Origin of the sequence: Streptomyces mirabilis, from assembly GCF_018310535.1 — a bacterium.
GTDB lineage: Bacteria > Actinomycetota > Actinomycetes > Streptomycetales > Streptomycetaceae > Streptomyces.
The window spans coordinates 4,036,658-4,062,894 of the sequence record NZ_CP074102.1; the positions used below are offsets into that span (position 1 = coordinate 4,036,658).

Consider the following 26,237-nt stretch of genomic DNA (forward strand, 5'->3'; position numbering starts at 1 on the left):
GCCGTGCCTCACACCTCCTCCCACACCTCCTCCGACGCCGCTTCCCATGCCGCCTCGCACGCCGCCTCCGAAACCCCCGGCGCGCCTGCCGGGAACGGCGGGTTCGCCCCGTACGCCACCGCGGCCTGGCCCCGTCTGGTCCGCACCGCGCATCTGCTCACCGGCGACCTTCACGAGGCCGAGCATCTCGTCCGGACCACGCTGGCCCGGGTCCGTGCCCGCTGGCGGCGCGTCCCGCGCGACGACGTCGACTTCTACGTACGGCGCTCCCTGGTCAGAACCCACCTCGGCCGCACGCGGAGAGGACGCGCAGCCCGTCTGCTGACGCCGTTCCTGCCCGAGCGGGCGCGCCGGGCCGTACCGGTTCCCACGGAGGCCGTCGCCCGGCGGGACGCGCTCGGCCGGGCGCTGGCCGCGCTGCCCGCGCGGCGGCGGGCCGTGGTGGTGCTGCGCCACTGGGAGGGACTGGGCGAGGCCGAGATCGCGCAGCTGCTCGGCTGCTCGGCCGGCACGGTCAAGGCGCACGCCCGGCGCGGTCTGGCGGCCCTGCGCGCCCATCCCTCCCTCGCCGCCCGCCTCGCCACCCCCTCCGTCGCCCCGTCCCCCGCCCGCCGACACCCCGTCTCCGGAGCCCGCTCATGAAACGTCACCGCAAGTTCCCGCGCCCGTCGGCCGAGTCCGAGGCGCTGCGCGAGGTGTTCGCCGAAGCCGCCTACGACGTCACCCCCTCGGCCGTGCCGCTGGCCGCCATCGAGCGCGCGGGCCGGCGGCGCAGGCGGCGGCGTACGGCCGCGGTGGCGGGGTCCGCGTGCGCGCTGCTGGTGGTCCCGCTGGCCGTGGTCGCCCTGCGCGGGGCCGTGTCCCCGGAATCGGGCGACGGGCAGGTGACGTCCCCCGCCGATCTGCCCATGGCCACGGTGCGGGTCGTGACCGCCGGTGAACGGGTCGAGGTCGCGCACGGCATCAAGATCTGGCTCACCGAGGACGGCGCGCACTGGTCCTCGCCCGCCGACTCCGGGCCACTGTTCAGCAGCGTGAAGGACGGCGCCGACGAGCCCGGCGTCACCGTCCGGCAGGAGGGCGCGGGAGACTGGGGGTACTTCCTCTCCGGCGTCTACCGCGGCAAGCGCGAGGCGGCGCGGGTCGAGATCGAGACCACCGCGGGCCAGGTCGCCGGCACGGCCCTCACCCTCGCGGGCGGCCCGCACTGGGGAGTCTGGTACGCGATGGTGAGCGCACCGAAGCCGGTCGCCCCCGGCAGGCCCGTCGATGTGACCAGGAGAGTCACGGTGTACGACTCGGCGGGCGGGGTGACAGCGAGCACGGGGGCCGGCCGGTGAACGGCGCGGACGTGGACGACGTGGACACGGACGGCGGCACCGACGTCGCTGTGACCCCCGATGACCACGGCAGCGGCGGCAGCCCCGGCCGCGGGCGACACAGCGCCGGTGGGCGCGGCCGGCTCATGGCGGGCCTGCGCCGCAGGCTCGTCGAGCGGCGGATCCGTATCCGTCGCACCCGTGGGCGTCGGCTGCGCCGCGCGATCGTCGTGCTGCTCGCGCTCCTCGCGAACCTCGTCGGCGCGGCCGTGGTGGCGTACCACCTGACGAAGATCCCCGAGCCGCACCCGGAGACGGCCATGCAGAGCACGGTCTTCGTCGACGACCACGGCGACTACCTGGGCCGGCGCGGCCCCGTGGACCGGCAGGAGATCCCGCTCTCGCAGGTCCCCCGGTATGTGCAGGAGGCGGTGATCGCGGCGGAGAACCGGTCCTTCCGCACGGACACCGGGATCTCCCCGAAGGCGATCGCCCGGGCGGCCTGGTCGACGGTGAGCGGCGGCGGCCGGCAGGGCGGCTCCACGATCACCCAGCAGTACGTGAAGAACGCCCTGCTCAGCCCGCAGCAGTCGCTGTCCCGCAAGGCGCGCGAAGCCTTGATCTCGATCAAGCTGGACCGCACCCGTTCGAAGGACGAGATCCTGCAGGGCTACCTCAACACGGTGTACTTCGGCCGGGGCGCGGCCGGCATCCAGTCCGCCGCCCGGAACTACTTCGGCGTCGACGCCAAGGACCTCACGGTGAGCCAGGGCGCGGCGCTCGCGTCCGTCATCAACATTCCCTCGTACTACGAGAAGGCCGGCTCCGACCCGAAGGTGACGGCCAAGCTGGTGGACCGCTGGGAGTGGGTGCTGGACGCGATGGCGCACAGCGGCGCGATCACGTCCGCGCAGCGGGCCGCGGCCCGTTTCCCGGCCTTCCGTTTCTATCCGCCGGGCGACACGGACGGTCAGCGCCAGTACCTCATCGACGCGGCCGCCTCGGAGGCCGCCGACCGGCTCGGCATCACCGAGGACCAGCTCGCCCGCGGCGGCTACACGGTCCGTACGACCTTCGACCTGACGGCGCAGGACGCGACGGCGGAGCTGGCGGCCGACGGCACCGACAAGAAGACCGGGGAGAAGACTGCCGAGGAGAAGGCAGGTGGAGGGAAGGGGGCCGAGGCGAAACCGACCGGGGACGTCCGGGTCCACACGGCCGTGGTCGCGCTGGTCCCCGGCGACGGCGCGGTCCGCGTGCTGTACGGCGGCGCGGACTACGCCGGTCAGCCCTTCAACGACGCGCGGGACGGAGCGGTGGAGGCGGGCACCGCGCTCCAGCCGTTCTCCGGCATGAAGCTGCTCGACCCCCTCACGGACCTCACCCGTACCGCGGCCCCGACCCCGCTCCGGCTCGCCTCCGCGTACGCCACGGCGGCGGCACACGGTGTCTACGCCACGCCGTACACCGTCGCGAAGATCACCCGCGCGGGCCGCACCCTCTACGAGGCCCACCCCCGCACCCGTACGGCCATGACACGCGCCGACGCGGGGATGATCACCAAGTTCCTGTACAGCCGGTCGGGCGCTCTCCCGGCCACCCACACCGGCGCCGCGGGCCTGCGCACGCTCTGGCAGACGACCTACGACGAACATCTCACCCTCACCGTCGCTCTCTTCGCGGAACACCCGGCCAAGGGCAAGAAGGCGGCCCTGCCCGCACCCCTCCCGTACACGGCGGGGAACCGTTCGCTGTCCGTCTCCGAGGGCGTCTGGTCCAAGATCGTCGGCACCGCCGAAGGCCACGATCCGGCTGCGGAACCAAATCCGGGGCTTCCAACCGGCCAAACAAAGCCCATACTGGCTACACGATGACGAAACCCTCCGCGCCCCGGCGCCACCTGCCCACCAGCCCCTTCGCCGCCCCGGTCGTCCCCGTGGCCAAGGAATTCAGCCTCGGAGACCGGGTCACTCACGACCAGTTCGGCCTGGGCACGATCATCGGCGTCGAAGAGGGCATCGCCATGCTCGTCGACTTCGGTTCCCGCCAGGCCCGCATCCTCAGCCCCTACAGCCGGATGGACCGGCTCTGACGCACGTCACGAGCCCACACCTCGCGACCGCGCACGTCACGAACGGCCCACTCCACTAGCCGCTCACCGCTCGTCGGCAGAGGCTGGACGTATGACCGTCCCGGCGCGTGATGACCTTCCCTTCGACGATCTCACGGACTTCGAGAACGCCGATCGGGGGTTCATCGCGGCGTTGGACCCGCCCGTGATCACCGACAGCGAGGCACAGATCGTCTACGACGGGAACGCGTACGCGTTCCTGGACGAGGACTGCCCCGACACCGCGCACCCCAGCCTGTGGCGGCAGTCACAGCTGTGCGCGCGCCACGGCCTGTACGAGGTCACCGAGGGCGTGTACCAGGTGCGCGGCCTCGATCTCTCGAACATGACCCTCGTCGAGGGCAAGCACGGTGTGATCGTGATCGACCCGCTGATCTCGGCGGAGTGCGCCGCGGCCGCCCTCGGGCTCTACCACGAGCACCGGGGTGCACGGCCGGTGACCGGGCTCGTCTACACCCATTCCCACGTCGACCACTTCGGCGGCGCCCGCGGGGTGGTGGCGCACGGCAGCGAGAGCGGGCTGCCCGTTCTCGCGCCCGAGGGATTCCTGAAGCACGCGGTCAGCGAGAGCGTCTTCGCGGGCAACGCGATGCTGCGCCGGTCGGCGTTCATGTACGGCTCCCGGCTGCCGAGGGCGCCGCGCGGCCAGATCGGTACCGGGCTCGGCACCATCACCTCCACCGGCACCGTCACGCTCATCGCCCCGAACGTGGACATCACCCGGACGGGGCAGGAGGAGACCGTCGACGGCGTGCGGTTCGTCTTCCAGCTCACGCCCGGGACCGAGGCGCCCGCCGAGATGAACTTCCTCCTCCCCGAGCAGCGCGCCCTGTGCGTGGCCGAGAACGCCAGCCACACCCTGCACAACGTGCTCACCCTGCGCGGGGCCCCGGTCCGCGACGCGCATGTGTGGGCTCGCTATCTCGACGAGACGATCGACGTGTTCGGTGACACCTACGACGTGGCGTTCGCCTCCCACCACTGGCCGATCTGGGGCCGGGCGAACGTCGTCAGGTTCCTCGGCGAACAGCGGGACCTCTACGCCTACCTGCACGACCAGACCCTCCGCATGCTCAACCGGGGCCTGACCGGTACCGAGATCGCCGAGGAACTGCTGCTGCCGCCCGCCCTGGAGAGGGCCTGGCACGCCCGCGGCTACTACGGCTCGGTCAGCCACAACGTCAAGGCCGTCTACCAGCGGTACATGGGCTGGTACGACGGCAACCCCGCCCACCTCTGGGAGCATCCGCCGACCGAACTCGGGCGGCGGTACGTGGAGTTGGCGGGCGGTCAGACGGAGACCCTGGTCAAGGCGCGGGCGTACGTCGACGCCGGCGACCTGCGGTTCGCCGCCACCCTCCTCAACCACCTGGTGTTCGCCGACCCGTCGAACAACGCCGCGAAGGACACCCTCGCGGGCGTCTACGAACGGCTCGGGTACGGCGCGGAGAACGGGACCTGGCGCAACGCCTACCTCACGGCCGCCCTCGAACTGCGCGCGGGCACCGCCGACATCCCCGTCGACACCACGAGCCCCGAACTGACGTCCGCGCTCACCGTGAGCATGCTCCTCGACTCGCTCGCCGTGCGGATCGAGGGCCCCCGCGCCTGGAACGAACACCTCACCCTCGACCTCGTCGTCATCGACGAGCAGCGCCGCCACCGAGTCAACCTCCACAACGGCGCCCTCACGCACCGCGCCATGCCGGTCCACCACACCCCGAAGCCCCACGCGGACCTGACCCTGACCCTCACCCGCCCGGAACTGCTCGGGGTCGTGACGGGCCGGGGCCTCGCGGGCATCGAGTCGGACGGCGACACCACCGTGCTGGCCCGGCTGCTCTCGTACGTCTCCGAGCCGGACAAGGCGTTCCCGATCGTGACGCCGTAAAGGCCCCGGAGGGGCGTACGGGAAAACCGTTCGACAGGTCCGGCTCCCTCCGATGAGGATCCGCGCTGTGACAGACAACGCTGCAAGAGACAAGTCGGTGCGGTTCGTCGAGCTGTCGAGCACGGCCATGACAGCCCTGCTGGACTCCGACCTCGACCGGGCCGGTGCCGAGGTGGGGGCCGAACTCACCGAGTACTTCCTCAGCGACAGCGCGCGCTGGCTCTGGCGCTACCGGCTGAACCAGCTGGCCTCGCGCCCCGAGTGCGCGGGATGGCTGGCCAAGGTCGTGGTCGCCGAACCGGAGGGTACGGTCGTCGGCTATGCCGGGTTCCACGGGCCGCCGGACGAGGCGGGCATGGTGGAGATCGGCTACTCCGTGGACCCCGGCCACCGCCGCCGGGGCTACGCACGGGCGATCCTGGCCGCGTTGATGCGCCGGGCCGCCGCCGATGCCCGGGTCCGGACCGTACGTGTGACGATCAGCCCGGACAACGCCGCGTCCCTGGCCACGATCGCCGGGTTCGGCTTCACGGAGGTCGGCGAGCAGTGGGACGAGGAGGACGGCCTCGAAACCATCTTCGAGATCCCCGCCTCCGAGATATCCGCCTCCGAGGCACCTGTCGGGGGGTCCGCGCACTCCCGCCGCGCGTAGGGGTTCTCCGGCTTCCTCGCCTCCGCCGCCCCTACCCGTCCCATCCTCAACCCGGGGGCTCCGCCCCCAGCCCCCCGATCGGCCTGAACGGCCTCGTCCTCAAACGCCGGACGAGCTGAATGGCGCGGGCCGGGGCGGGTGGGGTGCGGCCTTCGGCCTCGTCCTCAAACGCCGGACGGGCCGAGGCTTTTAGGGGCGCGGGGAACTGCGCGAGCGGGTCCGTTACAGCGGGGGCTGGGCCGGGGCCGGGCCCAGGGTGGTGGTGCCGGGGGCCGTCCGGTGGCCAAGACCCGTGCGATAGGCGTCGAGCGCCGCCTCGACCCGTCCCGTACGGCGCAACAGGTCCCCGAGGAGCCGGCACAGGTCGGCGAGATCCCCCGCCGCCCCCGCCCGCTCAAGAAGACTCAGCGCCCGGACGTAGTGCTCCTCGGCGGACTCCGTGTCCCGGGCGTCCTCGGCGATGATGCCGAGCAGTCGGTGCGCGCCGGCCGAGTGCACGGCACCGCGCTCGGGACTGAGGTCACCGAGCACCTCGTGGAGGAGGATGGCGGCCTCGGCCGACTTCCCGCGCCGGTGCAGTACGTCCGCGAGCTCCACGTTGACCTGGCTCGTGTACAGGGCGGCGCGCTTCGCGGAGAGCATCGCCTGCGCCTCCCGCAACTCGCCCTCCGCCCGCTCCAGCTCCCCGTTCTGGGCGTACAAGTAGCCGCGCATCCAGTGGCAGTTGGCGAGCTCGGTACGGATCTGGAGCTGCCGGTAGAGCTCGGAGGCCTTGGCGAGGGAGGCGTCGGCCTCGGCGACCCGGCCCTCGGCGATCATCGTGCGGGCGACGGAGCGGTGCATCCGGGCGACGAGGGCCGGATCAGCCACCTGGGGCGCCAGGGCGAGCGCGAACTCCGCAGCCTGGGCGGCCCGCGCATGGGCGCCCATGTCCATGTACGGGGCGATGACGCCCGTGTAGAGGAGCAGCAGCGCGTCCGGGTCGTGCATCCCGGTGCGGTTGAGCTCGTCGAGGGTGGACTCGAACAGATAGCAGGCGTAGCGGAGTTCACCGGCGAGGTAGTGGGACACGGCCCGGCCACGCAGGGCGGGCACCCGGTTCGGGAGGGGCGCGTCGCCGAGGCGCTGTTCCGAGGCCTCGAAACGTTCCCGCGCGGTCTGCAGGTCCCCGGTCTCCAGGGCGCATTCGCCGAGCCCGAGCAGCGCCGCGGCCTGCTCGGCGACGAGCCCGTGCGCGTCCGCCTCCGCGAGGAGCGCGGCGTACTGCTCCGCCGCGACCTCCGCCTCGCCGGTGGCGAGCGTGCGCTGGGCGTCGGTGAGCCGCAGCCGCAGATCGGTGGCGAGGTGGGCGGGGCGCCCGGTCGCGATCTCCTCGTACGCCACCCCGAGCCGCTCGGCGATGTGCCGCAGCGCGGGCTCGGAGGCCCGCACCCGCCCGGCCTCCAGGGTGGAGATGTACGCGGGCGTGTACGCCGGTTCCGCCAACTGCTTCTGCGTCAGCCCGCGTTCCGTACGCAACTGCTGAACCCTGCGCCCGATGACCTCCGGGCCGTCACGCTCCGCCATGGATTAAGCATGCCATTAACCCGACTTACACTCGGCCAACTTTTGACTATTGTCCAACTCCCTTTGTGCCCCTTGCCCTTTGATGCTTCGAACCCCTACGTTAAGCGGCGGCTTAAGCCTGCTTAATACGCCGCTGTTGTTGCGAGGTCGCCATGCTCCGACGTATTTCCGCGCGCTACTTCAGAGGTTTCGGTGCCGCCGTCGTCGCCGTCGCCGCCCTGGTCCTGGCAGCGAACGCCGGCCCCGCCCGGGCGGCCGAAGCCACCACCCCGCACTTCCAGAACCACACCGGCCACGCGGTGGCCCTGCGATAAGACTGGCCGCCGACGGGAACTCCCCCGTCCCGTCGGCGGCCCTTACGCTGGCCCCGTGATCTCGCCTGCCGCACGCATCGCACTGGACCTCACCGCCGAGCTCCCGGTTCCCGGCCTGGAGGACTTCTACCGGGACCTGCACCGGCACCCGGAGCTGTCGATGCGGGAACACCGGACGGCCGCCGCGCTCGCCGACCGGCTGCGCACGTCCGGGTTCGAGACGGTCACCGGCGTCGGCGGCACCGGAGTCGTCGGTGTCCTGCACAACGGGCCCGGGCCGACCGTGCTGCTGCGCGCCGACATGGACGCCCTGCCGGTGCAGGAGGAGACCGGACTGCCGTACGCCTCCCAGGAGCCCGGCGTGATGCACGCCTGCGGGCACGATCTGCACGTCACCTGGCTGGCGGGCGCGGCCCGGGCGCTCGCCGCCGGACGCGACACCTGGTCCGGCACGCTCCTCGTGCTCGGGCAGCCCGCCGAGGAGACCGGCGAGGGCGCTTCGGGGATGGTCGCGGACGGGCTGTACGAGAGGTTCCCACGGCCGGACGTCCTGCTCGCCCAGCACGCGGCCCCCGGACCCACCGGGCTGTACGCCCACTCGCCCGGACTGATCATGTCCGCCTCCACCGACGTGGACATCGTCGTGCACGGGCGGGGCGGGCACGGTTCGCGTCCGGAGTCGACCGTCGATCCGGTCGTCACCGCCGCGTACCTCGTGACCCGGCTCCAGACCGTCGTCAGCCGGGAGATCGCGGCGCGCGAATCGGCCGTGCTGAGCGTGGGGCGGATCGAAGCGGGCATCCGGCACAACATCATCCCCGCCGAGGCCCGGATCGCCCTCAACATCCGTACGCAGTCGGACGAGGTCCGTGAGCGGATGATCGCGGCGATCCGGCGGATCGCGGCGGGCGAGTGCCTGGCCGCCGGCTGCCCGCGCGAGCCCGACGTCGTCGTCGGCAACAGCTTCCCGGTCACGGTCAACGACCCGGAGACCGACCGCCGGGTCGCGGCCGTGCACGGCGAGGTCTTCGGCGCCGGGACGATCCTCGACCCGGGCCCGGCGATGGGCAGCGAGGACTTCCCCCGGCTCGCGGACGGGAAGATCCCGTACTCCTACTGGTTCGTGACCAGCACCTCGGCCGAGGTGTGGGACGCGGCCCCGGGCGACGACCTCATGGAGAAGTTCGCGGCCGTGCCCAGCAATCACAGCCCGCACTTCGCGCCCGACCTGGCGACGGTCGCGCCGGGCGTGCGGACGCTGGTGTCGGGCGCGCTCGCGTATCTCGTCAGCCCGGAAGTGCCTTCCTGAGCTCCTTGTCCAGTTCGGCGGCCAACTCCGCGTCGCCCGGCGGGTCGTCGCTGAACAGCCTGCCCAGCTCGGTGGCGAACGTCTGGGTGAACGCGCCGTACAGGGGGGTGCGGGGGCGCTGGACGGCGCGCCGGAGCGCGGGGAGCAGGATCGTACGGGCGTACGCGGGGCGCCCGTGGTCGTCGCGCGGCATGCGGTCGGCGCTCTCGCCGGAGGGCGAGGCCGAGGGCGAGGCGGCTCCGGGTGTCCTCGCCACGCCGCAGGTCACGTCGTCGGCCGTGTACGCCGACTCGCGGGTGGCCGCGAACCCCGCGTCGAGCAGACAGCGTTCGCTCTCCTTGTTGGTGAGGAACCGTATCAACTCCCGTGCCTTGTCCGCCTGTTGGGACGATCCGGCCAGCGCCAGGTTCTGGCCGCCGAGCACCGCCCGGCCGGGCAGCGGAGCGACGCCGAGCTGCGCCTCGCTCAGGGACTGGTGCAGGGTGCGGTAGGCGTAGGGCCAGTGCCGCAGGAACGCCGTGCGCCCGTCCGCGAAGTCGGTGAGCGACTCGCCCTCGTCCGAGCGGACCGCGTCCCCGAGTGTGTACGCGCCCTGGGTGCGGGCGCGCAGCTCCGCGAGACCGTCCGTCAGCTGCTGGACGGTGGCGGTGTAACGGCCGTCCTCGTCGGTGAGGCCGGCGCCGTCCATGGCGGACAGGAACGCCTCGATCCCGTTGACCGTGCGGCCCTCGTACGGGCCGAGCTGGGTGGTCCAGCCCTTCTCGTAGCCCTTCGGCCGCGACCGGCCCGGCGCCTCGACGGCGTCGGTGAGGTCCCGCAGTTGCCGCCAGGCGATTCCCTTGCTCAGGTCGGTGTCCTGGACGTGTGCCTGCTTGAGGTAGTCCCGGCGGTAGTAGAGCAGCCCGACGTCGCTGTTGAAGGGGACGGCGTAGAGCTTGTCGCCCCAGCGGGCCATGCTCGCCACCGACTTGATGACGTCCGCGTCGACCAGGGCGTCCGGCAGCGGGCGGATGAGGTGCGCGGCGGCGAACTCCGGCACCCAGGTGACGTCCAGGTTGACGACGTCGTACTGGGCGCTGCCGGACTGGAGCGCGCCGAGCAGCTGGCTGCGCTGCTGGTCGGCGGAGCCCGGGAGTTCGACCAGGCGGGCGTGGACGTCGCTGTGTTCCCTGTCCTGCCGGGCGTTCCACGCGTCGATGAGCTGCTGGCGGATGCCACCCTTGCCGGTCACGTCCCGCCCGCTGGCCACGACGATGTCCCCGGAGGCGCCGGGGGAGACCGTGGCGCCGGGTCCGGACGGGCCGCCGCCGGTGCAGGCGGTCAGCAGGAGAGCGAGGGCCAGCCCGTATCCGTAGACCCGCCCGTGGAGCCGTCCGTGAACCCATCCGTGGCCCCGCCCGTGTGTCCGGCGCCGTCGCCGCATCACTCGTCCCCCGTTCCGGTGCGCGCGACCTCGTCCCGCAGGCCCGCCACGAGGTCGACCTTGGTGTCCAGGCAGCGCCCGCCGCTCGCGTCGGAGATCCGCTGGTCGGGCCTGCCCTTGGCGCAGCCGCCACTTTCGAGGGCCGCCATGACCACCGGGACGCCCTTGGTCCGGGCCGAGGTGAGCAGTTCGTCCAAGTGGCCTTTCGCCGTGAGGTGGTTGTCGTCCTCGTCGTCCGTGAGGAAGACGATCAGCTCGGGGCGGTCGTCGTCCTTGCCCTTCTGGGCCATGGTGTCCAGCGCCGCCTTCAGCGCGCCGTACGGGTCGGCCTCCGCGTCCTTGACCGCGGCCCGGTCGAGGGCCCGCTCGGCGTCGCGGCGCTTGTGGGGTCCGAAGGACAGCAGTTCGGCGTACGGGCTCCGGCCCGGGGAGGCCACGGACCAGACGCCGTACTCGTCCTGGGCGCCGAGTCCGCCGAGGGACTGCTTGAGGATGCCGGGGGCACCGCCCGGCCCCTGCCATAGGCCGGCCATCGAGCCGGAGCTGTCCAGCAGGAAGAGCACCCGGCCGGGGCCCTTGGCGTTGCGGTACTGGTTCAGGGCCGTGTCCATCGCCTCGGCGCCCGCGGCCCCGGCGGGCCGGCCGGGGTCGGAGATCAGACCGTTGGCCGAGTCGTGGGCCGCGAGGAAGGCGCGGGCGCCGGAAGGGGCGCGGAAGCCGTCCTGCCCGAAGACCGCGAGACCGGTGCCCGTGAGCCAGTCGTGGAAGCGGCGTACCGCGTCGTCCCGGGCCGCCTCGTCGCTGTCGCCGCCCGTCCAGCGGACGCGGACGAAGGTGGGGGTGAGGCCCGGGACGTCGTCGGGGTACTCGGCCATCCGCGGGGTGCGCGTCGTCCGGTCGCAGCCGACCCCGCTCACCATCAGGAACTCCGGCACGAGGGCGGCGGTGCTCCGGTCGGTGTCCACGTTGTCGGGCAGGGCGCACAGCAGGTCACCGGCGGTGGGCGCGGGCGGTCCGGTCTGGGCCACGCTCTCCTCCGCCCGGCCCACGTCGGCCTTGGCCGGGCCGTAGAGGCCGACCGTGGCCAGCAGCGCGGAGTCGGTGTACTCCGGGTCCGTGCGCCGCATGGAGGCGGTCTTGTCGCGGCGCACCAGCTTCGCCCGCAGGCCCGCGAGCGAATCGCCGGTCCGGTCGCGCACCGAGTCCTCGGCGATGCCCTGCGGCAGCGACAGCACCATCGGGGAGTACGCGAACGGCGTCGCGTCCGGCTCCAGCGTCACGTAGGTCCGCGCCACCCCGGAGGGGCGCGCCCTGGCCGCGGTCGCGAGCGTGCCCGGGATCCAGATGTCCGGCTGGGGCCCGATGTCACGCTGCGGATCGGTGTCGTCGCTCACCGGCCGTTGCCAGGGGTCCGACTGGTCGCGCAGGCCCGCCACCACGGCCGCCGAGCCCGCGCCGTACACCGTGATCCCACTGCGTCGGCAGCCGCCGCCCGAGGTGTTCGCCGCCGACGTGAGATAGGCGTCGGCCGCCTTGCGCACGGTGGATTCGAGATCGGGGTCCGTGAGCAGCCGCAGCTCCACGGGCGGGCCGCAGGCGGACCGGTCGGAGGCCGCGTTGTCGACGACGAAGTAGCCGACGAGACCGAGGGCGGCGGCGAGGACGAGGAGGACGACCGCGACACGGCGGGCCGGGGGCCCGCCCGGGGGCCGGTTCGAGGCGGGAGCCGAGGGCCGGAGCGCGCCCGCGCCCACGGCCCCGGACCATAACCGGGCCGCCGCCGCACGCACCCGGGCCACGAAAGCGCGTTGCCGACGGCGACCGGACGTGGGGCGGCTCACCGCCTTCGCTCCGACGGCCCCCGCCCTGGAACCGACGGGTCTCCCGGCCCCCGCCCGGATCCCCAGCACCACGTCCACCGGAGGGTTCTCCGTGCGGCTCTGCGGTTCCCAGGGTTCTCCGCGTTCGGTCCGGTGGTGGGTGGACATGTGGACCCTGAGCGCCTCCGCGAGGGCCAGGAAGTGAACCTCGTCGCCCTGCCCCTCGATGCCCGACGTCAGCAGTTCCACCAGCCGGGCGGTGAACGGTGTGGGGGTGTCGGCGTCGCCCGCGTCGATGCGGTTGTTGGCCTGCACGCTCATCAGCACCGAGACGCGCCGTCGGACGTCCGGGCGCTCCACGGCCTCCCACACCCGGGCGGCGTTGCCCGCGTTGCAGCAGTCGAGGACGACCACGATCCGCTCCGCGTGGCTGTTGGCGAGGATGCGCAGCACGTTGGTGAACCGGGCCGCGCCCTCGAACCCCGCCGTCTCGCCCCGGACGACCTCCGCGTCGCGCATCTGCAGCCACAGTTCGTCGCCCGCGCTGGGCACGGCTCCGTGTCCGGCGAAGTAGAGCAGGAGCAGCCCCTCGGCGGAGTCGGCGGCCGCGCGCAGGGAGTGGCGGAAGTCGGCCAGCCGCGGCGAGCGCGCGACGGTGATCTCCAGCGGCCGCAGGACTCCGCCCCGCTCCAGGGCCCGTACGAGCACGGCGAGGTTGTGGGCGACGGCGGGCAGTTGGCCCGGGACGCCGTCGCGGTGCTTCGGCCGCGTGAACTCGTACTCGGACACACCGACCAGCAGCGCCCGGTTCACCTTTCCCCGCGGGTCGAAGCGGTCCACCCGGCTACCTCTCGTCGGGGCCCAGGGGATCGACACGGGCCTCCGGCGGATCGCCGTTCTCCACGGAGCCGCGGTTGTCGCTCCAGGCCCGCACCGCGCTCTTGACCTGTGCGAGCAGCTCTTTGAAGAGCGTCTCCGCGCCCGCCCCGATCAGCACCAGCACGATGTCCATGCCGACACCCATGGGCGTGCCCTGCTCATCGGTCCCGGCGCGCTCCTCGATCCTGAGATCGCCCCGCTTGACCAGCTGCTCCAGCGGCCTCTCCCGCTCCAGCCACTTCTTCAGGGCGCCGACATCGCTGTCGCTCGCCGTCCCGTCCAGACGCACGCGGATGGCCCGGGCTGCCACACCCTCCCCCTCAGCAGTCATGACTCACCATCATGGCACCGGAGTTGACGCCGGGGGAGGCTCTCGACAGGGGCGGAACGGCACGCCCACGCGTTTCCGTGACCCCTGCGCCTCCTGTTGTCAGTGGCATGACTTAACCTTTGCCCACTCGCCACACATGGCTCACAGGTCGTACATGACTCGCAGGTCATACACGGCTCGCGGGTCGTACAAGGCCGGGACATCACTCGACCCGTGTCCGTGGCGCCCACTCTTCGTACCGGGGGGTTCGAATCAGCGTGCGTATGCGCACTCTTCCCATCGCCACGGCGTTCGCGGTCGCCTTCAGCTCCGCCGCCCTGGCCATCGGCACGGCCACGACGGCGAGTGCCGATTCCAGCAGCATCCTGCCGGTCATGGCGACCGGCGACCTGGTGGTGGACGGCGTCCACCAGCACGTCTTCGTCAGCGACCCGCGCAACGGCAAGGTCGTGGTGACGGACTACAGCGGGCGGGTCGTCAAGCAGGTGACGTCCCTGGCGGGCGTCACCGGTCTGCAGCTGTCGGCCGACTCGGGCACGCTCTACGCCGCCGCGCGCGACGACGACGCGATCGTCGCCATCGACACGGCGACGCTGACGGAGTCCGTGCGGTACCCGACGGGTGCCGGCACCGAGCCGGAGTACCTCGCCGCCGCGGGCAACAAGATCTGGTTCGGCTACGGCACCTCCTACGCGGGCAACATCGGCTCCCTCGACCTGACCGGCACCGACCCCGTGGTCGCCCTGGGCCAGGACGACGCCTCCCACTGGCGGGACGCCCCGCGGCTCGCCGCGACACCGGGCGCGCCGAACGCGCTGGCCGCCGGGGACCCGGTCACCTCCTCGTCGCTGCTCGCGGTGTACGACGTGGCGGGCGGTACGGCGGCCCGCACGGCGTTCATCGACCACAACCAGGGTCAGACCGAGGACCTCGCGTTCACCCCGGACGGCAGCAAGGTCATCACGGCCAACAGCGGCGACCGCAACCTGGTCTGGGCGGCCTCGGACCTCTCGGCGGCAGGCTCTCTGCCCACCACCCACTACGCCAACGCCGACGCGGTGGCCGACGACGGCACCGTGGCCGCGGGCTCCGACTCCTCCTACGATCCGGACGTCCACGTCTTCACGCCGGGCGCCACCAGCCCCGTACGGCAGTACGATTTCCCGAACACCGGCCACAGCAGCGGCTCGGATCTGCTGGCCACCGGCGCGCTGGCCTGGGAGCCCGGCACCAGCAGCCGGCTGTTCGCGGTGACGTACAACTCCGAGGGCGTGTTCTCGCTCCGCGTCATGAACGCCCCCACCCAGTCGAAGCCGGCGCTGACGGTCAGCGCCCCGGCGAGCGCGACCCGCGCCAAGTCCCTCACCGTCTCGGGCACGCTCACCGCGACCCTGGCGCTGCCCGCCGGGACTCCGCTCACCGTCACCCGCACCGACATGGAGTCGCCGAACGGCAAGTCGCTGGGCACCAAGACCCTGGGCACCGGCGGCAAGTTCTCCTTCAAGGACACCCCGCCGGCCGGCGGCAAGGTGAAGTACACGGTGAAGTACGCGGGTGACGCCACGCACACCCCGGCGTCCGCCTCGGACACGGTGGAGGTCTCGCGCGCCACCCCGACGCTGACCCTGAACAACAATCGCAAGGTGTACGCGTACGGCACCGACGTGAAGTTCACGGCGCACCTGGGTTCGACGTACAAGAACCGCACGGTCGAGATCTGGGCCGACCCGTTCGGCTCCGACAAGCCCAACAAGCTGGTGAAGTCCGGCAAGGTGAACTCCTCGGGCAACCTCACCGTGACGCTCGACCTCACGCGCGACGCGAAGGTCACCGCGAAGTTCGCGGGCGACTCGCGCTACAAGTCGAAGTCCGTGAGCAGCACCGTCGGCGCCAAGGTGAAGGTGTCCACGGCCATCAGCGGCCAGTACAAGAAGAAGTCGGTGTACGGCCACACGTACTACTACTTCCACAAGTCCAAGGACCCGCTGTTCACCACGACGATGACGGCGTACCCGCACCGTCAGCAGCGGCTGGAGATGGAGCTCTACTACCAGGGCACCTGGTACGACGCGGGCACCCAGTACTTCAAGCTGAGCTCCACGGGCGTGTCCAGGGTGCAGCTCGGCGGCACCCACGAGACGGGCTACCGGATGCGCGTGCGCTCCTCGTACTACAACGGCACGTCGGGCGACAACGTGAACTCGACGACGCACGGCGACTGGAAGTACTTCATCTTCACCGGCTGATACATCGGCCGATTCATCGGCTGATACATCGGCTGATACATCGGCTGATGAATCAGCCGGTTCAACCGGCGCCGTGACCCGGAAGCCCGCCTTCCCCCGGGAAGGCGGGCTTCCGCATGTCTCGGACAGTTGTTCCCGACCTGGCCTCACTACCTGCCGGTACGTGTCACCATACGAGCCGCTCTGTTTGAAATTGACATTTCAATCGACGTCTTCAACAAAATGTGCCAGTAAAGGAACAGGACATGACCACCCCTGTCCCCTTCGACTCCCCCGCCCGGCTCCTCGTCGTCGACGACGAGGAGCATCTGCGCGCCATGCTCACCATGGCCATGGAGTTCCTGGGATTCGAGGTGACCGGCGCGGCCACCGGACGCGAGGCGCTCCAGGCCGTCGCTCGCGGCCGCCCCGACCTCGTGCTGCTCGACATCAACCTGCCCGACCTCGACGGCTTCGACATCTGCCGGACCATGCGGACGCGGGGGCACACCATGCCGGTGCTGTTCCTCACCGCGCGCAGTGACGTCGACGACCGGGTGCGCGGACTGGACCTGGGCGGCGACGACTTCGTCACCAAGCCCTTCGAACTCAAGGAGATCGCGGCCCGCGTACGCGCCCTGCTGCGGCGCACCGCCGAGCACCCCGCCGAGCGGCACACCCTGCAGGCCGGTGCCGTACGCCTGGACGTCCACACCCACGAGGTGTGGGCCGCGGGCGAACCCGTCGGCCTCACCACCACCGAGTTCGCCCTGCTGCGGTATCTGATGGAGAACCCGGGCCGGGTACTGTCCCGCGCCCAGATCCAGGAGCGGGTCTGGAACCACCGCGCCGACGGCTCCGGCATCGTCGACACCTACGTCTACTACCTGCGCCGCAAGCTCGGCGACGCCGGAGTGCCGCTCATCCGGACGGTGCGCGGGGCGGGTTATCTGCTGTGCTCGGACTGAGGACCGGGACTCCGCGCGACCCGCACCGCGCGCCCCCGCGACCACCGGTCGCCGCCGGTTCGCGGGCCGTCGCCCTGTGGCTCGCCGCCACGCTGGTGACCCTGGGCACGGTCGCCGCGCTGTCCGCGCAGGCACTCGGCCACCACCTCGTGCTGCGCACCGACGAGGAGATCGAGAAGTACCGCGGCGTCCAGCTGAGCGAGGCGGCCGGCGTGACGGGCCCGAACGGCCGCTCCGCCCTGGACCGGTCGTGCCTGATCCTCGTCCTGGACAGGACCGGCCGGGTGACCGAGCGGTACGCGGGCGCGCCGGGCCTGCCGTCCTTCCCCGCCCTCACCCCGGCCCGGCTGGCCGCCCTCGCAGCGCGGGGGCGCCCGGTGGGCATCGGGGGCACCTACCGGGCGCTCGTGGTGCGCCCCCGGGGCCCGGCCCCGGACCGTGACCGCGCCTATGTCGTCATCGCCCGCTCGATGGCCGACGCCCACCAGGCCGTCTCCCGGCTGCTGCGGGCCGAGGCCGCCGCCTCGCTGGTGCTGCTCGCCGCGGTCGCGTTCGGTGCCCGGTGGCTGGGCGGCCGCGCGGCCGCGCGGCCCGGCAACGGCTCGACTCGGAACGGCGGTTGCGGGAGTTCCTCGCCGCCGCCGGACACGAACTGCGCAATCCGCTGACCACCATCTCGGGGTACGCCCAGCTCGCCCGCATCGGCCATCCGTCCTCCGAGCGGATGCGAGAGGAGGCGTTCGGACGTATGTCGACCGAGGTGGAGCGGATGACCTCGCTCATCGACGAACTGGTGCTGCTGTCCGAACTGGACCTCGGCCAGTCCCTGCGGGTGCGGTGCGTGGACCTGGCGGAGCTGTGCCGTGACGCCGTCACCGCCGCCCGCGACTGCCATCCCGAACATCCCGTACGGCTGCTGGTGGCGCCCGGCGAGCACACCGTCGCCGGGGATCCGCTCCGGCTCCACCAGGTGGTCGCCAACCTGCTGGCCAACGCGCGCACCCACACCCCGCCCGGCACCACGACCACGCTGGGGCTCGGCACGGAGGACGACCACCGGGTCATCGAGGTGACGGACGACGGGCCGGGGGTGCCGGACGCGTTGCGGGCCAGGATCTTCGACCGCTTCGTACGGGGCGAGGGCGCGGGCGGTGGCGGGAGTACGGGCAGCGGGCTCGGGCTCAGCATCGTCGCGGCGATCGCGGCGGCGCACGGCGGCACGGTGACGCTCGAACCCTCCGACCGCGGCGCCTGGTTCAGGGTCAGACTGCCCGCCGGGCCCTGAACCCGAGGATCACACCTGCGCCTGGAGTCTGCTGAGATGCCGCTGTACGTGGTCCAGGGCGCCCTGCCGGCGTCCGGGCACGCGCAGCCTCAACTCGGCGAGTGCGGAGCCGAGTTCGACGGCACGTGCGGAGTCGTCGATCTGCCCCCACTGGTGGTGGGCCCGGTCCACGGCCGACTCGACGGCCGGGGCGTCGGCGGGCTGGCCCGTGTCCAGCCGGTGCCCGGCGATCGCCAGCCAGGTGCGGCAGCTGCCGACCGGGTCGCCCGCGAGCATCGCCAGGTCCGCGCGGACCTCCGCCCAGTGCAGGGCCTGCTCGGAGGCGACGCCCCAGGTGCGGGCCGCCTCCTGCTCCCAGCGCGCGGCCAGTGCCGCGGCGTCGCCGTGCCGGCCCGCCTGCGCGGCGGCGGTGATCGCGGCGTGCGGGTCGGGGACCACGGGTATCCGCGCGGGAGCCGCCAGCACGATCCCCGACGGCCCGCTCCCGGCCTCGACCCGGGCCAGCGACTGCTGGTGCAGCAGCGGGAGTTCCGGCCGCCGGCCGCTGCGCAGGATCGTGGCGAGTGCCTTCATGTACGCCGGTGACGCCACCGTGCGCCGGGGCGGCGGCGGGGCGACGCGCCCGTACAGGCCGACCCCCCTGCCCGCGGTGAGGGGGCTCGTCGCGAGGTGCTCCCAGGTCTCCGCGTCGGCGTGCAGGTCGACCAGGAGCTCGGTGGTGCCCGGCGCGCGCAGCCGGAGCTCCTCGGCGATCCAGTGCCAGGGGAAGGCCGTGTAGCGGACCGTCGACGGAGTGGTGCGGGCCAGTGCGAGGTGCGGCAGGCGCTGGCGGCGGTCCAGCTGGAGCTGGCCCGTCACGAACATCGTCAGCGGGCCGGGAGCCGTGGCGGCCGCGCGCAGCCGGGTCAGCACGGCCTGCGGCTCCAACGGGTCGGCCAGTTCCACCACGTTCGCGGTGTCCGTGCCGGACAGCACCGCGGGGGACACCGCCGCGAGCACGGGGAGTACGGACGCCGCGTCCACCAGACACCCCTTGCCCACCGGTGAGGCCGCGAGGAGCAGCACGGTTCCGGGCATGGTTCCCTCCCTCCCCATCGATCACGTACGTCAGCACCGTAACCGCTGCGCCTGCGAAGGGGGGACGTCAGCCGGGCAAACGACCGCCTATGGCTGGGTTGTGCCCCCGCCCGTGCCCTCCGGGACCACGTTCGGCGACACCACCGGCCTGCGGTGCCCCCGTCGTCGTACCGCGAAGATCGTGGTGTCGTCGGCCAGATGCCCGCCGCAGTGGCGCAGTGTGCCGTCGCGGACGAGTTCGACGAGGTGCTGCGGCTCGACGGTGCGCGGGTCCTCGGTCAGGGCGCGGGTCACCCGGTCGAGGAGCGGGAAGAACACACCGTCGGCGTCGCGGGCCTCGGTCACCCCGTCCGTGACCAGGAGCAGGGTCTCGCCGGGGACCAGTACGGCGGTCAGGACGAGCGGCTGGTCGGAGGTCAGCTCGCCGAGACCCAGCGGGAGTCCGTGGCCCGGCGGCAGGATGCGTACGCCGTCGGGCGCGACCACGAGGGGCGGCTCGTGGCCGAAGTTGACGAACTCGACGGTGTTCCGGGTGTCGTCGGGGAAGCTCACCAGGACGGCGGTGGCGAAGCGGTCGTGGTCGTCGCGGCCGACCGCCGTGCGGTAGCCGACGTGCCGGAGCATCCGCACCTCCAGACGGTCGGCGACCGTCTGCAGGAGGGGTTCGTGGTACGCCGCCTCGCGGAACGTGCCGAGCAGCGCGGCCGCCGACTCCACCGCGCCCAGCCCCTTGCCCTGCACGTCGCCGAGGAGCAGCCGGGTGCCGCGGGGCCCCGGCTGGATGTCGTAGAAGTCCCCGCCGACCCGGGCCTCGCTGTCGGCGGGCAGGTACACGGCCGCGTGGTCGAGGCCGCCCCAGCCCGGCGGCATCGGGCGCAGCACCGTGCGCCGGGTGGTCTCGGCGACGTCCATCATGTGCAGCATGCGCCGCTCGCCGCGGACCCGGACCGCACAGGCGATGACCGCGAGGACGCCGCCCACGCTGACGAGGATGAAGTCGGGAAGGCCGGTCTGGTACTGGTGCTGCCAGGACGCGTCGACCTCGACGTAGGTGACGACCGCCAGGCAGGCGAAGACCGCCGTGGTCCACACCCCGCAGATCGCCGCCGCGATGCCGGGGACGAGGACGATCCAGGAGATGATCCGGAACTCGCCGGAGGTGTTCCAGTCGGCCAGTCCGATGGCGATGAGCAGGAGCAGCGGCGGTACCCAGGCGACACTGTGGCCGCTCAGCCGCAACATCTTCTGCCGCTGGACGGAGTCGTCGCGCTGCTCCGGGGGCACCGGGCCGAGCAGCGGCGACAGGTCTCGGATGCGTCGCAGGGCGCCCACGTCGCCGTACCATCCGTTCCTCGTCAGTACGCCACCGACATCCGGGCGCGCGGGTGGGCGGGCGTCTCCAGCTCGTCGACGACGGCGATGGCGTAGTCCTCGGCGCTGATCCGGCTGTTGCCGTGGTCGTCGGTGAGCAGCCGGTCGCCGCCGAGGCGGAAGACGCCGGTACGGGCGCCCGGGGCGATGTCGGCGGCGGGCGAGATGTACGTCCAGTCCAGGTCGTCGACCGTGCGGTAGAAGTCGAGGGCGTCGCGGTGGGCGAGCGCCTCCGGCAGAACGGCCTCCGGGAAGCCGGGCTGGTCCGCGACCGCCTGTCCGGGCGCGACCTCCAGACTGCCCGCCCCGCCCACGACCACAAGCCGCCGCACCCCGGCCGCCCGGGCGGCCTCCACCAGCGCCGTGTTCAGCGCCAGAAACGGCCCCCGGGGATCCGTCCCGTCTCTCGGCGGTACGCAGGCCGAGACCACCACGTCCGCGCCCGCCACCAGCTCGGTCACCTTCGCCGTGTCCGAGGCGTCCGCGGCGGTCGCCGTGACCCCGGGGACCGGCGACCGCCCGGAGCGGCTCACCGCCAGGACCTGGTGCCCGCGCGCCGATGCCTCCGTTGCGATACGGCTGCCGATCATTCCGGTGGCGCCGAAAAGTACGACCTTCATGGAATTCAGCGAAACACGAGGCCAAAACCTCCGCATCCCGACTTGCCAGCCACCCGGCCGGGGTGTGACCTGGAAGGCGGGGCGAGGAGAGAGGAGTGCTCCCATGACTCACGCGGCACCAGTCTCGAAGGCGTCAGGGGCACGACACGGAGCGGTGACAAGGCGTACGGCGGGAACGGCGGGAATCGCGGGTTCGACATGGGCGGCGCGGACGCACCGCGCACCCGATGTCTTCGACGAGCGCACCCACGCCGTCGCGAAGTGGGCGGTGCCCGTCGTCGGCGGGCTGATCTACGGGTACTGGGCGGCGGCCAATGTGCGCGACGCCGGACCGATCACGGGCTGGAACGTCCTGTTCGGGTTCGTCTGCGCGATCGTGTTCGCGGCCGCCTACATCGGCGTGCGCATGCTGGCGCCGGTCCTGAGGCGTGAACTGCACGCGCTGGTGTGGACCGCGTTCGCGGGCATCGCGTTCGGGTTCCTCTACAGCCTGACCGGCGCTTCCGTGCTGCGCTCCACGTTCATGGCGCTGGGGGTCTCGGTGTTCGTGCTCGCGGGGAGCTTCTACCACTACTACACGCACGAGGACGCGGCGGGCCATCCCGTGAACTGACACGGCGGCACGCTGACACAACGGCACGACATGGTGCACGAGGCCCCGGCAGGCTGCCGGGGCCTCGTGCACCTCCCTCACTCACCTACCCCCTGGGACCAAGTCCCAGGAGTCCTGGGAAGAGCCGCTACAACCAGGTAACACCCGTTCGGGTGAGCTCTCCACCGGAGCGGCTTGTCGTTTGCACCCATATGGAGTCACACCGCTCGCGCCCGCCGCCCACGGGACCTTGCCTGGTGAGGTGTCCCCTCGTGTGCGCAGCACCCTGTCGGCCGTCCTGATCGCCCTCGCCTGCCTGTTCGCGCCGCTCGGTGCGCTGTCGACCTGGGCGGCGTACGGGATCGGCGACGACGAGCGCTACGCGGCCGCGATGGAGCCGCTCGCCGCCGACACGGACGTACGGGAGGCGATCGCCGCGGCCGTCACGACCGGGATCCTGCGCGAAGTCCATGTGCGGGCACCGCTCCAGGGGCCGGTGAACCACTTCGTACGGGACGCGGTGCGCTCGTTCACGCTGACACCGGCGTTCCACACGGCGTGGCAGGCGGCGAACCGGGCCGCGCACGAGGCGGTGATGCGGGCGCTGCGCAGTGACCGGGAGGAGGCCGTGACGATCGACCTCGCCCCGGTCGCCGAACAGGTCAGAAGTCAACTCGCCGATGCTCACGTGCCGTTGGCGAACCGCATCCCCCTCGAGCACACCGAGATCACGGTGTTGCCCTCGGAGGATCTGGCCGAGCTCCGGAAGGGGTTCCACGTGCTTGAAGTCGCCGGATTCTGGCTGCCCGTCACAGCGGCCGTTCTCGCCGTGACGGGCATCCTCGTCGCGGTGTGCCGCAGACAGGCGGTGCTGGCCACCGGGCTCGGCACGGCGCTGGGCGCCGCGCTGCTCGGCGTCGCGGTGGCCGTCGGCCGCCGGCTCACCCTCGCCGACCTGCCGCCCGACGTGTCCCCCACGGCGGTGGGCGCGGTCTACGACGCCCTCACCGACACCTTGCGCCTGGTCTCCTGGGCGCTGCTCGTCCTCGGTGTCACGGTGGCGCTGACCGCCCTGCTCACGGCGGCGTACGCGCGACGTCGGCGAGTGTCCCGAGCGCCCGGGGCAGATCCGACGGAGCCACCGAACCGAGTCCGAGCCTGACGGCGTCCGCCCCGGCCGTCGAGGCGGCCGGGGCGGCGGCGAAGGCCGAGCCCGGGGTCACCGCGATCCCGCGCGCCGCTGCCGCCGCCGTGAACGTGTCCGCCCGCCACGGCGCGGGCAGCTCCCACCAGACCTGGTACGCCCGCGGATCGGCCCGCACACGGAACCCGGCGAGGTGCTCGGCGACCAGCCCCTGGCGCAGCGCCGCGTCCGCCCGCTTGGCGGTGACCAGCCGGGAGACCGTGCCGTCGCCCAGCCAGCGCACCGCGGCCTCCAGCGCGAACCGTCCCGCGCTCCAGGCACCGGAGCGCAGCGCCGCCGCCACGTCCTCGACCCGGTCCTCGGGCACGACGAGAAAGCCGACGGTGAGGCCGGGCGCGACCCGCTTGGAGAGGCTGTCGACGAGGTAGGTGCGCTCGGGGGCGTGGGCGGCGAGGGGGTCGTGGCCGGTGTGGAGGAAGGACCAGATGCGGTCCTCGACGAGCGGGAGGTCCAGGTCGCGTGCGGTGTCGGCCAGTTGCCGGCGACGCGCGTCCCCCATCGTCGCGCCGGTCGGATTGTGCAGGGTGGGCTGGACGTACACGGCGGACAGCGGCGCCGAGCGGTGGGCCTCGGTGACCGCCTCGGGCCGCAGCCCTTCGTCGTCCATGGCCAGCGGTACGAGAGCGATGCCGAGCCGCGTGGCGATCTCCTTGACCAGCGGGTACGTCAGCGCCTCGACGCCGACGCGGCCGCCCGGCCGGACGAGGGAGGCGAACGCGGCGGCGATGGCCTGGCGGGCATTGCCCGCGAAGGCCAGCCGGGACGGGGCCGGGCGCCAGCCCGGGGTGGCGAGGAGGGCGGCGGCGGCCTCGCGGGCGGCGGGCGTACCGGCGGCGGGAGCGGTGCGCAGGGACTCGGTGAGGACGTCGGGGCGCAGCAGCGGGGCGAGGGCGGGGGTGAGCAGCTCCGACTGGCCCGGTATGGAGGGGTAGTTGAGCTCCAGATTGACGAGCGGGGCCGGGGATTCGGGGGAGGGCTCGGTGAGGGCGCGTCCCGAGGGGACCTGGGCGGCCCGGACGAAGGTGCCGCGCCCGACCTCGCCGACCACCAGTCCGCGCCGCACCAGTTCGGCGTAGACGCGTCCGGCCGTCGAGCCGGCGATCCCGCGCCGTCGGGCGAACGCCCGCTGCGGGGGCAGTCGTTCGCCGGGCTTGAGCCGCCCGGCGGCGATGTCGTCGGCGAGCCGGTCGGCGATGCGCCGGTAGTCGTCCACCACGTGAAGTCCCCCTGTTCGCGTTCTGGATCGCAGCATCGGATCGCACTGCCTGGGATTGCACTGCTCGGATTGCACTGCTCGGATTGCACTGCTCGGATTGCACCGAGGGCAAAGATCTTATTGCACCGAGCAGTTGGCCGGACCTAGGGTCGTGGCCATGACACCCTTCCTCGCGTACGAGGACAAAGGGGGCACCGCCGATGTCGCGGCGCTCCCTCTCGTCCTGATCCACGGCCACCCTTTCGACCACACGATGTGGGCCCCCCAGATCGCCGCGTTCTCGTCGCGACGGCGCGTGATCGCCCCGGACCTGCGCGGCTACGGCGCGTCTCCGGTGGTCCCCGGCGTCACCCTCCTCGCCACCTTCGCCGAGGACATCGCGGCGCTGCTGGACGACCTCGGGGTGGACCGGTTCATCCTCGCCGGACTCTCCATGGGCGGCCAGATCGCGATGGAGTGCTACCGGCTCTTCCCGGAGCGGATCCGGGGGCTGGTGCTGGCCGACACGTTCCCGTCGGCCGAGACCCCGGAGGGCAGGAAGGCGCGCGCCGCGATGGCGGACCGGCTGCTGCGCGAGGGCATGGCCGGCTACGCCGACGAGGTGCTGTACAAGATGGTCGCGCCGTACGCGGACGCGCAGGTCGCGGCCCACGTGCGCCGCATGATGACCGCCACGCCGCCCGAGGGCGCGGCGGCGGCCCTGCGGGGACGGGCCGAGCGCCCCGACTACCGCGACCTGCTGACCCGCGTCACCGTCCCGGCCCTCGTCGTCGTGGGCGCCGACGACGAGTACACCCCGGTGCCGGACGCGGAGGCGATGCACGCGGCGCTGCCGCACTCGACGCTCAGCGTGATCGCCTCGGCGGCCCATCTGCCGAACCTGGAGCGACCGGAGGAGTTCAACGGGGCGCTGGCGGACTTCCTGGACGGACTCGACGCCTGAGCAGACGCCCCGCCCGTCGGTGAGGGAGGATTCGGGCACCCCACGCGAACGAGCGGAAGGCGGGCCCGGACTTGGAGACTGCGGTGACCGCCCCGGCGGGGTCCGAGGATCGGCCGACGCGGTCCGGGGGCCGACGGGCCGGGGCCTGGGCGGGCGGGCTGCTGCTGGCCGGGGTGAGCGTGGTGGTCGGGTGCCGGGTCGCGGACAGCGACGGCATCACCCCCGTGCCCCAACTGCTCGCCTTTCTGCCGTGGCTCCTCGCGCCCACCGGCCTCGGACTCCTGCTCGCCCTGTTCGCCCGTCGGCGGGTCGCAATGGTGTGGGGTGTGCTGGTGCTGGGCGCGCTCGCCTGGTACATCGAGCCCTACGGCAGGACCAGTGAGCCGACCGGGAGTCCGGTCGCCGAGCTGCGGGTGATGACGTCGAACGTGCAGTTCGGACGAGGTGCCCGCGCGCTCGTCACCGCCGTCGAACGGCACCGGCCCGACATCGTGTTCGTGGAGGAGTGCGAGTACACGTGCTCCGCCACGCTCAAGAAGGCCTTCCAGCGCCCAGGGGGCGGCTATCCGTACCGCGTGTCCGTCGAGGGCGCCGGGTCCGACGGATCCGTGATCATCAGCCGGTTCCCGCTCGCGGTGGCGGACGGCGTACGCGGGACGATGGGGATGCCGGGGGCAGTGGCCGACGTACAGGGGCACGCCGTACGGCTCCAGCTCGCGCATCCCATGCCGCCGCTGCCGGGGCAGGTCGGACTGTGGCGGCACGAGCTCGGCGAACTGCGCGACTACGCCGCCGGGGACAAGGACAGCTCCACCATCCTCGCGGGGGACTTCAACGCCTCCCAGGACCACGCCGCGTTCCGCCGCATCCTCGACACCGGACTGCGCGACAGCGCCCGCCTGGCCGGCTCCCCGCGCACCCCCAGCTGGCCCGCCCGCACCGCCCCCACCCTCGGCGCCCAGATCGACCACGTCCTCGTCTCCCGGGACTTCTCCGCGAACGCGGTCACCTTCCTCGGCACCGCCGGCAGCGACCATCGCGCGCTCCTCGTCGATATCACCCTTCACCAGCACAAATGAGCCCGGGAGCGGTGGCGCGATG

Annotated in this window: 24 protein-coding genes; 16 read left to right on the forward strand and 8 right to left on the reverse strand. The window is 72.6% G+C overall.

The features are described 5' to 3' along the window. Window positions 1–3: 3 nt before the first annotated feature. The 6 genes from SMIR_RS17800 to SMIR_RS17825 all read left to right on the forward strand — a co-directional run bounded on the left by SMIR_RS17800 (window position 4) and on the right by SMIR_RS17825 (window position 5,993). The gene (locus tag SMIR_RS17800; RefSeq protein WP_168493765.1) at window positions 4–642 is read left to right on the forward strand and encodes a SigE family RNA polymerase sigma factor; all 639 of its coding nucleotides are present in this window, start codon (window positions 4–6) and stop codon (window positions 640–642) included. Then, window positions 639–1,340, forward strand: a complete 702-nt coding sequence (locus tag SMIR_RS17805; RefSeq protein WP_168493763.1) for a hypothetical protein — start codon at window positions 639–641, stop codon at window positions 1,338–1,340. Before SMIR_RS17800 ends, SMIR_RS17805 begins: the two co-directional genes overlap by 4 nt. Beyond that, entirely contained in the window at window positions 1,337–3,193 is a 1,857-nt protein-coding gene (locus tag SMIR_RS17810; RefSeq protein WP_248003018.1) for a transglycosylase domain-containing protein, read from the forward strand. Before SMIR_RS17805 ends, SMIR_RS17810 begins: the two co-directional genes overlap by 4 nt. Continuing rightward, window positions 3,190–3,411 carry a hypothetical protein gene (locus SMIR_RS17815; RefSeq protein ID WP_168493761.1) on the forward strand — a complete coding sequence of 74 codons (222 nt, stop codon included), beginning with the start codon at window positions 3,190–3,192 and terminating at the stop codon, window positions 3,409–3,411. Before SMIR_RS17810 ends, SMIR_RS17815 begins: the two co-directional genes overlap by 4 nt. Before the next feature lie 91 nt (window positions 3,412–3,502). After that, the gene (locus SMIR_RS17820; RefSeq protein WP_168493759.1) at window positions 3,503–5,341 is read left to right on the forward strand and encodes an alkyl/aryl-sulfatase; all 1,839 of its coding nucleotides are present in this window, start codon (window positions 3,503–3,505) and stop codon (window positions 5,339–5,341) included. Window positions 5,342–5,468: 127 nt separating this feature from the next. Beyond that, window positions 5,469–5,993, forward strand: a complete 525-nt coding sequence (locus tag SMIR_RS17825; protein ID WP_168501173.1) for a GNAT family N-acetyltransferase — start codon at window positions 5,469–5,471, stop codon at window positions 5,991–5,993. 222 nt (window positions 5,994–6,215) lie between these two features. Here the strand turns inward: SMIR_RS17825 and SMIR_RS17830 are convergent, their stop codons facing one another. Beyond that, a complete protein-coding gene (locus SMIR_RS17830; protein WP_168493757.1) occupies window positions 6,216–7,559 on the reverse strand; it encodes a helix-turn-helix domain-containing protein in 1,344 nt (447 codons plus the stop codon). A 152-nt stretch (window positions 7,560–7,711) separates the two neighbouring features. Between SMIR_RS17830 and SMIR_RS17835 the strand changes: the two genes are divergently transcribed. Continuing rightward, the gene (locus tag SMIR_RS17835) at window positions 7,712–7,873 is read left to right on the forward strand and encodes a hypothetical protein (RefSeq protein WP_168493755.1); all 162 of its coding nucleotides are present in this window, start codon (window positions 7,712–7,714) and stop codon (window positions 7,871–7,873) included. 55 nt (window positions 7,874–7,928) lie between these two features. Continuing rightward, on the forward strand, window positions 7,929–9,182 hold the full coding sequence (locus tag SMIR_RS17840) for an amidohydrolase (protein WP_168493753.1): 1,254 nt from the start codon (window positions 7,929–7,931) through the stop codon (window positions 9,180–9,182). Here SMIR_RS17840 and SMIR_RS17845 read toward each other — a convergent pair. The 3 genes from SMIR_RS17845 to SMIR_RS17855 are packed head-to-tail and all read right to left on the reverse strand — an operon-like array spanning window position 9,160 to window position 13,635. Further along, window positions 9,160–10,605: an extracellular solute-binding protein gene (locus SMIR_RS17845; RefSeq protein ID WP_168493751.1), complete on the reverse strand. Its 1,446-nt coding sequence runs from the start codon at window positions 10,603–10,605 to the stop codon at window positions 9,160–9,162. The genes SMIR_RS17840 and SMIR_RS17845 overlap by 23 nt on opposite strands. Beyond that, window positions 10,605–13,265: a caspase family protein gene (locus tag SMIR_RS17850; protein WP_168493749.1), complete on the reverse strand. Its 2,661-nt coding sequence runs from the start codon at window positions 13,263–13,265 to the stop codon at window positions 10,605–10,607. Before SMIR_RS17850 ends, SMIR_RS17845 begins: the two co-directional genes overlap by 1 nt. A gap of 4 nt (window positions 13,266–13,269) precedes the next feature. Beyond that, window positions 13,270–13,635, reverse strand: a complete 366-nt coding sequence (locus tag SMIR_RS17855; protein WP_211179035.1) for a hypothetical protein — start codon at window positions 13,633–13,635, stop codon at window positions 13,270–13,272. A gap of 263 nt (window positions 13,636–13,898) precedes the next feature. Between SMIR_RS17855 and SMIR_RS17860 the strand changes: the two genes are divergently transcribed. The 4 genes from SMIR_RS17860 (at window position 13,899) to SMIR_RS43545 (ending at window position 18,113) form a co-directional block, all read left to right on the forward strand. Beyond that, entirely contained in the window at window positions 13,899–15,881 is a 1,983-nt protein-coding gene (locus tag SMIR_RS17860; protein WP_422664445.1) for a YncE family protein, read from the forward strand. A 245-nt stretch (window positions 15,882–16,126) separates the two neighbouring features. Beyond that, a complete protein-coding gene (locus tag SMIR_RS17865) occupies window positions 16,127–16,828 on the forward strand; it encodes a response regulator transcription factor (RefSeq protein ID WP_168493745.1) in 702 nt (233 codons plus the stop codon). Further along, complete coding sequence (locus tag SMIR_RS43540) at window positions 16,816–17,496, forward strand: hypothetical protein (RefSeq protein WP_249938437.1); 681 nt, start codon at window positions 16,816–16,818, stop codon at window positions 17,494–17,496. Before SMIR_RS17865 ends, SMIR_RS43540 begins: the two co-directional genes overlap by 13 nt. Continuing rightward, entirely contained in the window at window positions 17,448–18,113 is a 666-nt protein-coding gene (locus tag SMIR_RS43545; protein WP_248003015.1) for a sensor histidine kinase, read from the forward strand. Before SMIR_RS43540 ends, SMIR_RS43545 begins: the two co-directional genes overlap by 49 nt. Before the next feature lie 9 nt (window positions 18,114–18,122). Here the strand turns inward: SMIR_RS43545 and SMIR_RS17875 are convergent, their stop codons facing one another. From SMIR_RS17875 to SMIR_RS17885, 3 genes are all read right to left on the reverse strand, one after another. Beyond that, entirely contained in the window at window positions 18,123–19,190 is a 1,068-nt protein-coding gene (locus SMIR_RS17875) for a hypothetical protein (protein WP_168493743.1), read from the reverse strand. Window positions 19,191–19,277: 87 nt separating this feature from the next. Next, a complete protein-coding gene (locus SMIR_RS17880) occupies window positions 19,278–20,432 on the reverse strand; it encodes a PP2C family protein-serine/threonine phosphatase (RefSeq protein ID WP_168501172.1) in 1,155 nt (384 codons plus the stop codon). A gap of 113 nt (window positions 20,433–20,545) precedes the next feature. Further along, window positions 20,546–21,181, reverse strand: coding sequence for an NAD(P)-dependent oxidoreductase (locus tag SMIR_RS17885; RefSeq protein WP_168493741.1), 636 nt, complete (start codon window positions 21,179–21,181; stop codon window positions 20,546–20,548). A 154-nt stretch (window positions 21,182–21,335) separates the two neighbouring features. Here SMIR_RS17885 and SMIR_RS17890 point away from each other — a divergent pair, with 154 nt between their 5' ends. Together SMIR_RS17890 and SMIR_RS17895 are read left to right on the forward strand one after the other, a co-directional pair. Next, window positions 21,336–21,794, forward strand: a complete 459-nt coding sequence (locus tag SMIR_RS17890; protein ID WP_248003014.1) for a hypothetical protein — start codon at window positions 21,336–21,338, stop codon at window positions 21,792–21,794. Window positions 21,795–22,035: 241 nt separating this feature from the next. Continuing rightward, window positions 22,036–22,935, forward strand: coding sequence for a hypothetical protein (locus SMIR_RS17895; RefSeq protein ID WP_168493739.1), 900 nt, complete (start codon window positions 22,036–22,038; stop codon window positions 22,933–22,935). On the opposite strand, the gene SMIR_RS17900 is transcribed toward SMIR_RS17895, so the two are convergent. Then, window positions 22,850–24,190: an aminotransferase-like domain-containing protein gene (locus SMIR_RS17900; RefSeq protein WP_168501170.1), complete on the reverse strand. Its 1,341-nt coding sequence runs from the start codon at window positions 24,188–24,190 to the stop codon at window positions 22,850–22,852. The genes SMIR_RS17895 and SMIR_RS17900 overlap by 86 nt on opposite strands. A gap of 160 nt (window positions 24,191–24,350) precedes the next feature. Here SMIR_RS17900 and SMIR_RS17905 point away from each other — a divergent pair, with 160 nt between their 5' ends. After that, the gene (locus SMIR_RS17905; RefSeq protein ID WP_211118761.1) at window positions 24,351–25,136 is read left to right on the forward strand and encodes an alpha/beta fold hydrolase; all 786 of its coding nucleotides are present in this window, start codon (window positions 24,351–24,353) and stop codon (window positions 25,134–25,136) included. 71 nt (window positions 25,137–25,207) lie between these two features. Then, window positions 25,208–26,215 carry an endonuclease/exonuclease/phosphatase family protein gene (locus SMIR_RS17910; protein WP_168493735.1) on the forward strand — a complete coding sequence of 336 codons (1,008 nt, stop codon included), beginning with the start codon at window positions 25,208–25,210 and terminating at the stop codon, window positions 26,213–26,215. Window positions 26,216–26,237 lie beyond the last annotated feature (22 nt).